The 8,835-nt window shown below is 60.5% G+C and carries 11 protein-coding genes and 2 pseudogenes; 10 read left to right on the top strand and 3 right to left on the bottom strand.

Annotated features, from left to right (window positions below):
* The 5 genes and pseudogenes from AC5JJ6_RS19810 to AC5JJ6_RS19830 all read left to right on the top strand — a co-directional run.
* On the top strand, positions 1–584 hold a 584-nt coding region (locus tag AC5JJ6_RS19810), incomplete at its 5' end, for a 3-hydroxyacyl-CoA dehydrogenase family protein (RefSeq protein ID WP_496043710.1).
* 573 nt (positions 585–1,157) lie between these two features.
* The gene (locus tag AC5JJ6_RS19815; RefSeq protein ID WP_496043711.1) at positions 1,158–1,967 is read left to right on the top strand and encodes an alpha/beta fold hydrolase; all 810 of its coding nucleotides are present in this window, start codon (positions 1,158–1,160) and stop codon (positions 1,965–1,967) included.
* Positions 1,957–3,615 (top strand): PAS domain-containing hybrid sensor histidine kinase/response regulator, encoded by a 1,659-nt coding sequence (locus AC5JJ6_RS19820; protein WP_496043712.1) that lies wholly within the window; start codon positions 1,957–1,959, stop codon positions 3,613–3,615. Before AC5JJ6_RS19815 ends, AC5JJ6_RS19820 begins: the two co-directional genes overlap by 11 nt.
* A 37-nt stretch (positions 3,616–3,652) precedes the next feature.
* Positions 3,653–3,937, top strand: a pseudogene (locus tag AC5JJ6_RS19825) (hypothetical protein); the annotation flags it as partial.
* A complete protein-coding gene (locus AC5JJ6_RS19830) occupies positions 3,885–4,400 on the top strand; it encodes a copper chaperone PCu(A)C (protein ID WP_496043713.1) in 516 nt (171 codons plus the stop codon). The pseudogene AC5JJ6_RS19825 and the gene AC5JJ6_RS19830, both read left to right, overlap by 53 nt.
* Positions 4,401–5,170: 770 nt before the next feature.
* Here AC5JJ6_RS19830 and AC5JJ6_RS19835 read toward each other — a convergent pair.
* Together AC5JJ6_RS19835 and AC5JJ6_RS19840 are read right to left on the bottom strand one after the other, a co-directional pair.
* Positions 5,171–5,590, bottom strand: coding sequence for a hypothetical protein (locus tag AC5JJ6_RS19835; protein WP_496043714.1), 420 nt, complete (start codon positions 5,588–5,590; stop codon positions 5,171–5,173).
* A 26-nt stretch (positions 5,591–5,616) separates the two neighbouring features.
* Positions 5,617–5,820 (bottom strand): hypothetical protein, encoded by a 204-nt coding sequence (locus tag AC5JJ6_RS19840; RefSeq protein WP_496043715.1) that lies wholly within the window; start codon positions 5,818–5,820, stop codon positions 5,617–5,619.
* Positions 5,821–5,872: 52 nt separating this feature from the next.
* Here AC5JJ6_RS19840 and AC5JJ6_RS19845 point away from each other — a divergent pair, with 52 nt between their 5' ends.
* The 5 genes from AC5JJ6_RS19845 to AC5JJ6_RS19865 all read left to right on the top strand — a co-directional run bounded on the left by AC5JJ6_RS19845 (position 5,873) and on the right by AC5JJ6_RS19865 (position 8,205).
* Positions 5,873–6,499 carry a nucleotide-binding protein gene (locus AC5JJ6_RS19845; protein WP_496043716.1) on the top strand — a complete coding sequence of 209 codons (627 nt, stop codon included), beginning with the start codon at positions 5,873–5,875 and terminating at the stop codon, positions 6,497–6,499.
* A 33-nt stretch (positions 6,500–6,532) separates the two neighbouring features.
* Positions 6,533–6,805 (top strand): hypothetical protein, encoded by a 273-nt coding sequence (locus AC5JJ6_RS19850; protein WP_496043717.1) that lies wholly within the window; start codon positions 6,533–6,535, stop codon positions 6,803–6,805.
* A gap of 76 nt (positions 6,806–6,881) precedes the next feature.
* Positions 6,882–7,199, top strand: a complete 318-nt coding sequence (locus AC5JJ6_RS19855) for a hypothetical protein (RefSeq protein ID WP_496043718.1) — start codon at positions 6,882–6,884, stop codon at positions 7,197–7,199.
* 646 nt (positions 7,200–7,845) lie between these two features.
* A complete protein-coding gene (locus AC5JJ6_RS19860) occupies positions 7,846–8,007 on the top strand; it encodes a hypothetical protein (protein WP_496043719.1) in 162 nt (53 codons plus the stop codon).
* Positions 8,008–8,031: 24 nt separating this feature from the next.
* The gene (locus tag AC5JJ6_RS19865; RefSeq protein ID WP_496043720.1) at positions 8,032–8,205 is read left to right on the top strand and encodes a hypothetical protein; all 174 of its coding nucleotides are present in this window, start codon (positions 8,032–8,034) and stop codon (positions 8,203–8,205) included.
* Between the two features lie 403 nt (positions 8,206–8,608).
* Here the strand turns inward: AC5JJ6_RS19865 and AC5JJ6_RS19870 are convergent.
* Positions 8,609–8,835, bottom strand: a pseudogene (locus AC5JJ6_RS19870) (polyhydroxyalkanoate depolymerase); the annotation flags it as partial.

The raw sequence follows: 8,835 nt of genomic DNA on the forward strand, positions 1-8,835 counted from the left end.
GCCAGACCCTGAAGTCGCTGGGTTCCTATCTAAAGCCTGAGGCGCTGATCGCGACCTGCTCCTCGTCACTTTCGATCACGCGTCTCGCCGCTCGCACCGATCGTCCGCAGAAGTTTATCGGGATGCACTTCATGAACCCCGTGCCGCCGATGCGGGTGGTCGAGTTGATCCCCGGCATTGCTACCGATGACGAGACCTTCGAGGCGGTCCAGGAGCTGATCGGAAAACTAGGCAAAATCGCCGTAAGGGCCGAAGACTTCCCCGCCTTCATCGTCAACCGTATATTGCTGCCGATGATCAACGAAGCAGTCTACACCCTGTACGAGGGCATAGGCTCTGTGGAGTCGATCGATACGGCGATGAAGCTGGGTGCCAACCATCCGATGGGGCCGCTGGAACTGGCCGATTTCATCGGGCTGGATACCTGCTTCGCAGTCATGACAGTCCTTTACGAAGGACTGGGCGATGCGAAGTATCGTCCTTGTCCGCTGCTCGTGAAATATGTCGAGGCGGGCTGGGTGGGCCGCAGGTCGGGTAAGGGGTTCTACGACTATACGGAGATGCCGCCCCGTCCAACTCGATAGTCAACCCGTTGGGAATACTCCTCAGTCGGGCCGGAGGTTCGGGTCCATTCAGGACGGTTATCCGGATGCTGACCCAGCTGGGGACTGCCGGAAGCGCTCGGGACGGCTTCGATGGTGGACGGCAGGTTTGCCGAGGACGGGACTGCGGCTGGCTGTGCCGGCGACTGGCGGCAGCAGTTGGTCGCGAGTGGAAAATCCACCGATCCTGGCTCGGAATATTGCCGGGAAGAGGTTATTTTCAAGTTTTGCGTCTGCCCACAAGCGCCGGTTGCCGGCAGATGCTAATTTGGTAAAATGCTCTGACGCCGGCTTCCGAGGCCGGCCCCGGCGTCACTGTTGTTGTCGGGTAACTTGCTCCAGAGCAATTTCGCGCCAGTCGCCGGTGCGTTAAAAGCACAGTCGCGACTCAGCTTCAGTCAGATTTAGAATGGCTGTCCCGCTGACGAACCGCTTGACCTCGCCGCCTGACCCGATAACCCTGGAGCTCGGGGAAGCGTGCCGTCATAGTTCCTACCATCCTTCGGGCGCCACCCAATATGTTAGTTGGACCTTTCCAAGGGAAGGGAGGCGACGTTGTCGGCACTGCAGCGACATAATGTGAAACTCTCCGGCTCCGGTTCGACAGCAATGGTGTTTGCTCACGGCTTCGGCTGTGATCAAAACATGTGGCGCTTCGTCGCTCCGGCATTCGAGGACCGCCATCGAACTGTCTTGTTTGACCACGTCGGCGCCGGCGGATCCGATCTATCAGCCTACGATCCGGCAAAATACGCCTCGCTCGAAGGCTATGCCAACGACGTTGTTGAGCTCTGCCGCGAGTTGAAGATAACCGGCGGCGTCTTTGTGGGGCACTCGGTGAGCGCAATGATCGGCGTCCTGGCCTCCAGGAAGGCGCCGGAGCTGTTCGACAAGCTCGTTATGGTGGGGCCGTCGCCCCGCTATATTGATGATGCGGACTATGTTGGAGGGTTCAGCGAGGCGCAGATCAACGAGTTGCTCGACTTCCTGGACAGCAATCACATGGGCTGGTCACACGCCATGGCCCCTGTCATCATGGGCAATCCCGACCGTCCGGAGCTCGGCGAGGAGCTCACCAACAGCTTCTGCCGGACCGATCCCGAGATCGCCAAGCAGTTCGCCCGGGCCACATTCCTGTCAGACAACCGCACCGATCTGGCGGATGTGAAGCCCCATGCGTTGGTTTTGCAGTGCTCGGAAGACGTGATCGCTCCGCAGGCTGTGGGTGAGTATGTGCACCGCCATCTTCCCAGGAGTGAACTGGTGATCTTGAGGGCTACGGGTCATTGCCCCAACCTCAGCGCACCCGAAGAAACCATTGCGGCGATGAAGGCCTTTCTCGAAGGCAGCGATTTTGAACGATGACAAGACAGAGCCTGTCCAGCAGGACCTTGAAGATCTGGAAGACCTCTTCGAGAACGCACCCTGCGGCTACGTCTCGGTGCAAGCCGACGGGCGCATCATCAAGTCCAACCGCACCTTCGCCGTGTGGATGGGCTATGAGCATGATCATTTGATCGGGCGCCGATTTCAGGACCTCCTGAACATCGCGGGAAAGATCTACTACGAGACCCACTTCGCACCGCTATTGAGGATGCAGGGTTTCTTCAACGAGGTCGCCCTCGATGTTGTCCGTATGGACGGTGCGGTGCTGCCGGTCCTCGTCAATGCCGTCGAACGGCGGGACGATGCCGGGGGGCTGCGGTTCATCCGCATTACGATTTTCAACGCGTCTGACCGCAGGCGATACGAGCGGGAGCTGCTGGAGGCGCGTAACGCAGCGGAGCGGGCGAATGCCGAACTGCACCAGCTCAATCAGACCTTGGAGGCGCGGGTCGCTGAAGCCGTCCGGGAGCGCCTCACGGCGGAAGATGCACTGCGGCAGGCCCAAAAGATGGAAGCGGTCGGACAGTTAACGGGAGGCATCGCGCATGATTTCAACAACATGTTGGCCGTCGTGCTCTCCGGTCTAAGCTTGCTTCAACGACGACTGGAGAAGGGTGATACCGACGTCGACAAGTACATTACGGCTGCCAGGGAGGCCGCCCACCGAGCTGCCGGCCTGACGCAGCGCCTGCTTGCCTTCTCACGTCAGCAGGCACTGTCACCGCAGGCACTGAATGCGAACAAAATGGTGTCGGAGATGTCCGAGCTCCTGCGCCGCACCCTGGGCGAGACGATCCACCTGGAGACGGTGCTTGCCGGAGGTCTCTGGCAGGTCCATGCGGATGCCAACCAGCTGGAGAATGCGGTGGTCAATCTCGCCGTCAATGCCCGTGACGCGATGCCGGAAGGTGGTCGCCTCACGATCGAGACGGCGAACTGCCACCTTGATGATGCTTATGCCTCCGAGCACGCGATCACAGCGGGACAGTATGTGATGGTGGCCGTGACCGACACGGGCAGTGGAATGGCGCCTGATGTAGTCGCCAAAGCGTTCGATCCCTTCTTCACGACGAAGGGGGTGGGAAAGGGAACCGGGCTGGGTCTCAGCCAGGTTTTCGGCTTCGTGAAGCAGACCGGTGGACACGTGAAGATCTATTCGGAGCTGGGCCAGGGAACATCCGTAAAGATCTATCTGCCGCGCTTCTATGGTCCTGCCGAACCACCCCGACGCTCGATCTCGAGTAACACCTCACTTGGCTCGACCTCCGAGGTGGTTCTTGTCGTCGAGGACGATGACCAAGTGCGCGAGCTGACGGTAGAGATGCTCCTCGACCTCGGGTACGGCGTGATTGAGGCTCGCGATGGAGTTGACGCTCTTCGTACATTGGATCTGCACCCCGAGATTTGCCTTCTCTTTACGGACGTGGTGCTGCCAGGGATGAATGGGCGGCAGCTGGCGGAGGAGGCGAGCAAGAAAAGACCAGGCCTGAAGGTGCTCTTCACAACTGGCTACACGCGCAGTGCGATCGTCCATAGCGGGATGCTGGATCCTGGCGTGAACCTGCTGCCGAAGCCTGCGACGCGGGACCAGATGGCAGCCAAGATCCGGTCCGCTCTTGACCGCTGATTGGTGAGAGCATCAAGAACCGTGAGAGGCTGGTGAGTCCGACGCAGCTCTGTTGGGCAACCGGGTCGAGGGTGTTGCCGACCTCATAGCACTGTCCCGTGCGACGATGACGAACATCCACCAGAACGTGGCGGTCGCCCTCGGTCTCAAGGCCGTGTTCCTCGTCACCACCCTGCTTGGCATGACGGATCTGTGGCTCGCCATCCTGGCCGACACCGGGGCCACCGTGCTCGTGACCCTCAACGCCCTGCGGCTGCTCCGCCGGTCAAGTGGCCAGCACGAACCAGTGCACGCCAACCACCTCTCCCCCCAGGATCTGTGATGTCAAAGCATTCCGTCATCGCTGGCGCCGTCGCACTGGTCCTTGCCTTCGTCGCGTCCGCTCATGCAGAGACGGCGAGGGTCGGCGACCTTGTTATCGAGCAGGCCTGGGCGCGGGCGACCACGCGTCCGCCAAAACCGGCGCCACCTATCTGGCGGTCAGGAACACCGGCTCTGCGCCCGACAACATCCTGTCCGTGGAAACGCCGGTTGCGGGCCAAGCCGTGGCCCATCAGACCCGACTGGAAGGCGATGTCTCGCGCATGAGCGAGGTCGGTCCGCTCAGCGTCCCGCTTGACGGCGCGCTGGAGATGAAGCCCGGCGGGACGCATTACATGCTGATGGACCTCAAAGGGGGCCTGAATGTTGGCCAGCAGTTTCCGCTGACCATCACCTTCGAGAAAGCCGGAAAGGTCGAGGTCCCGGGCAAGGTCGGCAAACCCGGCGCTATGGGACCGGAGTGAGGATGCCATGGCCAGCCTGAGAAACCTCCGCTTCTTCCTGTGGGCGCTCGTCGGCATAGTTGCCATTTCGACCACCCTCCTGACTTTGGCACGGCGTGGAATCGACGCCCTCCTTCGTGATCGGCGGCAAGACCTACAAGGGCGTGCTCGCGCTTGATCAATTCAAGAAGGCGGTCGAACCGTTGCTGCCGAAGTCCTGATCATAGCAGGGGAGTAGCAATCCGGCCTCCTGCCGACAGTGGGCAGAAGGCCGGGTTGCGCATCACGGACGGCCACACCTGTCGATAATGCGTTTTCCATAAGGGTAGGTAGCCGGTCGGTTTCCTGGGCGATTGCCCTGTGATTTCAGGCGCTTCCCGTAGAGCGGGTAGTTATTCGGCCAACGGAAGGCCGTTTCCAACCCTCTTGACACAAAGTGTGGTGCTGCCGACGGTTGACAGGCAAGGACGCAGATCGGCTTCGCACACCGCCTACTCGGCATAAGCCACCAAGACCATGCGGCATCGCAACGTGTGGCTGTTGTAAAACATGCCGTGGACAGCACCCACGGCCACACAGAAACATCAGGACTGATGTTTCACTCTCCCCTTAGCCCGTGCCCTGCTCAGTGCGGGCTTTTTCTGGCGTGCGGTATAGTACGAGTTAGACGATGATGCGGCGCACTAACACTGTTAGGGTTTGGTGCGTTTCTGTTCATAGGTTATCTGCATGTCCAACTCAGCCCGTGCCCTAACCCGGAGCGGGCTTTTCCGTTTCACCGCGCCGTCGCCTTAGAACGCCGGCCAGCGGGGCATGGCGAACAAGTGAAACCGCCAGTGCTCCCCCTGCAAGTCGAGCGAGCCCGCCAGGAGGGCGCTGCCGTTGTTCTGCGCCATCCCGCCCAGGCGATGGGTGTTCATTACGTATTCGGCAGGGTCGAACAGGAACCGCCAAAGTGCAGACGTCGTGACGATGGATGCGTCACCACTCTGTGCAGCCGAAACAGTCACCTCAGTGCAGGCTTTCGCAGCCTCTGGCTTGCACCGGCCATCCTCTGCCGCCAGGACGATCCCGATGAACTCTTCGAACGCCATGATGGTGTCGGGGATCCTGACCATCAGCAGGTCGGTTCTGTGAAGATGGCCGTTCCAGATGACCGAGATCCGGAGCGTGCCTGGCGGGATCGGCGTGCGGAAATCGTGTGTCAGCATGGAGATCCTTCGCTCAATTCAGCAAGTCAGTACGGATTGGCATCGTCGGGCAGCATGCCGAGCAGGTACTGACCGACGATCTCGAAGCTGCCGCCGTGCATGTAGCCGCGCATCCACGCACGTAGGATATGCACAGCGACAGCCTCGTCGACAGGCGGTGTCCGGTGCAGCACCTCCGAAGTGCGGATATCAGTGAGCGACCAGACGTCTGCATCCGCCGCCTTGCTCATGATACTTGATAGGAACCGAAATGATACTGGTTGTCTGAGGCATCAAGGGGGCGTGAGGAAGAGCACGCTGGCATCGAACCTCGCCGTGCTGGCGGCGCGCGACGGCAAGGACGTCCTGCTGGTCGATGGCGACAGCCAGGAAACCACGATGACCTGGGCTGCGGCGCGCGGTGACCGCGAGAACGTCAGCACCGACCGGGTACCGACCGTGGCACTGGTCGGCAAGGGGGTGCGCGAAGAACTGCGCCGGCTAAAGCCGAAGTACGAGACCATCATCATCGACGCAGGCGCCCGCGACACGACCACCCAACGGTCGGCGCTCACTATCGCCGACGCCGTGCTGCTGCCGTTCGCCCCGCGCGGTCCGGACCTTTGGACGATCGACGCCGCAGTCGAGTTGATCGGCGAGATCCACGCCGTGAACGAAAGCCTCCGCGCCCTGGTTCTGGTCAACCGGGCCGACCCCATCGGCAATGACAACGCCGAGGCCGAGGCGGCATTCGCTGAACATGCTGAAGCACTCCAGGTCGTACCGGGTCCGGTCGGCAACCGCAAGGCCATCGCCCAGGCGCACCTGATGGGGCTGGCGGCAGCGGAAATGCCACGGCCTGACTCGAAGGCTGTTGCAGAGTTGGATGCACTGTATCGGTATGTTTTCAGTACCGAAGACGCACTGTAATAACACCGAGACGATATCAGGAAAGCACCGGCCATGAGCAAGTTCAGCAAGCCCAAGCACGCATCGACCGCCGCAGTCACAGAAGCCGACATCGAGCGCGTCATTCAAGGCGCGGACGCCGTTGATGACCGGCGAGCAGCACCGGCACCAGCCGCTCCGGAACCGCAAGAGGTCCGCTTCACCATGACCCTGGCTGGCGACATGGCCCGCCGCGTGGATCGCGCAAGGAAGGCAGCTGGCGGATTGACCCGCCTGTCCTGGATCAGGGTGGCGGTTGCCGAGAAGTTGGCACGGGATGGGGTATGACCCACCGAAATAGTACCGGATATACACCGTTTACATACCGTTCCGGTATCAGTGATGCACTGACAAGTGACCGTCGATGCCCCGCAAATCCCGCAAGCCCGCCCCCTCCGCTCCTTCGCCGGCATGCCCAAGCTTCTGCATCGAGGTGGACTGCCCAACGTGCTGGGGATGGATCGAGAAGATGCTGGTGGACGATTGGTTCGGGCTGACCAACCCGAAGCCTCACCCGACGCGCGTCATCCTCGATCTGGACAAGCCGACCTTTGCGGTGCTCCAGCGCGAGGCCAGCCGACCGCAAGACCTCTATGGAAACCGTGGCGACGGTGCCGCTCCAAGAGGCGGCGGAAGGTATAAGGAAGGCCCCTCACCGAGGGGCATCTTCCTGGTGATCTGAAAGAAGATCACCAGGAAGATGCCATTAGGGTGTTGGGCTTGTGGGGGTCAATCGGATCGTCCACCCATTCTCGACCGGTTCATCAGTGACGTAACGGGGGGCATAATGGCCGGTCTGCGAACGGGTCCCTGCGACGACCGTTGACCTCGACCATGACGATCTGATCGCGGCTCGTTGACCGCTCGACCGTCAGAAGTGTTGACATATGGTTGACTTGGAGAACCTCATGAGCGGAAACAGCACCCTTACACTGCGCACTTACCCCAGTGCCTTGATTCGCATCAACTGTCGGAAGTGCAACAGATCTGCCCAGTACCCCAGGTCAGTGCTGCAGAAGCGGTTTTCCCTCGATACGCCAATGGTCGATATTCTCAGTGCATTGACAAGCTGCCAGCGCTGGGATGACGACTCCGATCCGTGTCAGATGCACTATCCGGATCTGAGCCACCAGTTACCAACCCGCAAACACAGACCAACTCGCACTCGGTGACCAAAGGAGCCTGGACGTTGGACGAATGGCTGCTGCCGCTGGTACGGGTGACCTGCACCAAGTGCAGTCATGCTGTGCTTCCCGTGACATCTGTGTAGGCAAATGGTTGACTTGGGAGCTATCTGAGAGATCCAGATCAAACCTGGGGAGGAAGCTATGACCGGTGGCAACATTGCCTACCTTCTGCTTGTTGTCGTGTCTTTCCTGGCATTCAGCGGCGCTATGTTCTACGCCAGCACGCAAACCCTGGAAGCCGAGGCTGACCCAAACATGCCGACCGGGAAAACCAATCCTGATGCACAACGCGACCATGACTGAACGATCACCTGCATAGACCTATCCATGCCGAATGGAGCCTGGAGCCTTCGCGAATTCCCCCTGCCGATGGTGCGGGTAAAATGCGACAAGTGCGGACGGGTCGGGCAGTACCGCACAGCCACCCTGATCGACCGCTATGGCGCCGACACCGTGATGCCGGAACTTCGGCACCTCATTGCCCACGGCATCACACGATGAACGACCCATGTATGATCGTTTTTGTAGATCGCCTCGAGCGCTAATCCGAACACGAAAACGGCCCGCATCGGTGATGATGTCGGGCCGTCTCGTCGGTTTCCGACGACCTATCGTCGCATCGCTCGCCGCTGCTGTCGCTCGATCACAGCAGCGGCGCCATATTCCCAAGCCGGAATCACTCTGATCGTATCGTCAGGGCGCGCTCGCATCAGCGCTCGGCTGACCAACTCCGCCTTGTCCTGGTCCATTACGGCCTGATGGCCTCCACCAGCACCGCGTTTCGGTTCCCAGACCACCACAAACATGCAGCCACTCCGCTTCAACTATGTGCCTGAGTTTACCACCTGAGGATACCGACTGGAAGGGCAGAGGGTGATCCTACGAGCGTCATTCCATTAAGGTTCTATTCCGCCGCCTGGGCTGCGGGCGAGGTGAAACGCCCGCTGGTGTCATGCGTGAGGATGAAATCATGCACCCTTGGAAGGATCTGCTCGCGCCAGCGGCGTCCATTGAAAATGCCGTAATGTCCAACACCTTTCTGAAGGTGATCCGCCTGCTTCTCCGCCGGAATGTTTCTGCACAGCCGGTGGGCCGCACGCGTCTGACCGGGAGCCGAGATGTCGTCCAATT

The sequence above is a fragment of the Skermanella sp. genome (assembly GCF_059503625.1).

Bases quoted from the DNA above. Each gene is read 5' to 3' on its own strand.
- AC5JJ6_RS19855 (WP_496043718.1), top strand. From the start codon at position 6,882: ATGCCCCGCAAATCCCGCAAGCCCGCCCCCTCCGCTCCTTCGCCGGCA.
- AC5JJ6_RS19840 (WP_496043715.1), bottom strand. From the start codon at position 5,820: ATGAGCAAGGCGGCGGATGCAGACGTCTGGTCGCTCACTGATATCCGC.
- AC5JJ6_RS19865 (WP_496043720.1), top strand. From the start codon at position 8,032: ATGCCGAATGGAGCCTGGAGCCTTCGCGAATTCCCCCTGCCGATGGTG.
- AC5JJ6_RS19860 (WP_496043719.1), top strand. From the start codon at position 7,846: ATGACCGGTGGCAACATTGCCTACCTTCTGCTTGTTGTCGTGTCTTTC.
- AC5JJ6_RS19835 (WP_496043714.1), bottom strand. From the start codon at position 5,590: ATGCTGACACACGATTTCCGCACGCCGATCCCGCCAGGCACGCTCCGG.
- AC5JJ6_RS19850 (WP_496043717.1), top strand. From the start codon at position 6,533: ATGAGCAAGTTCAGCAAGCCCAAGCACGCATCGACCGCCGCAGTCACA.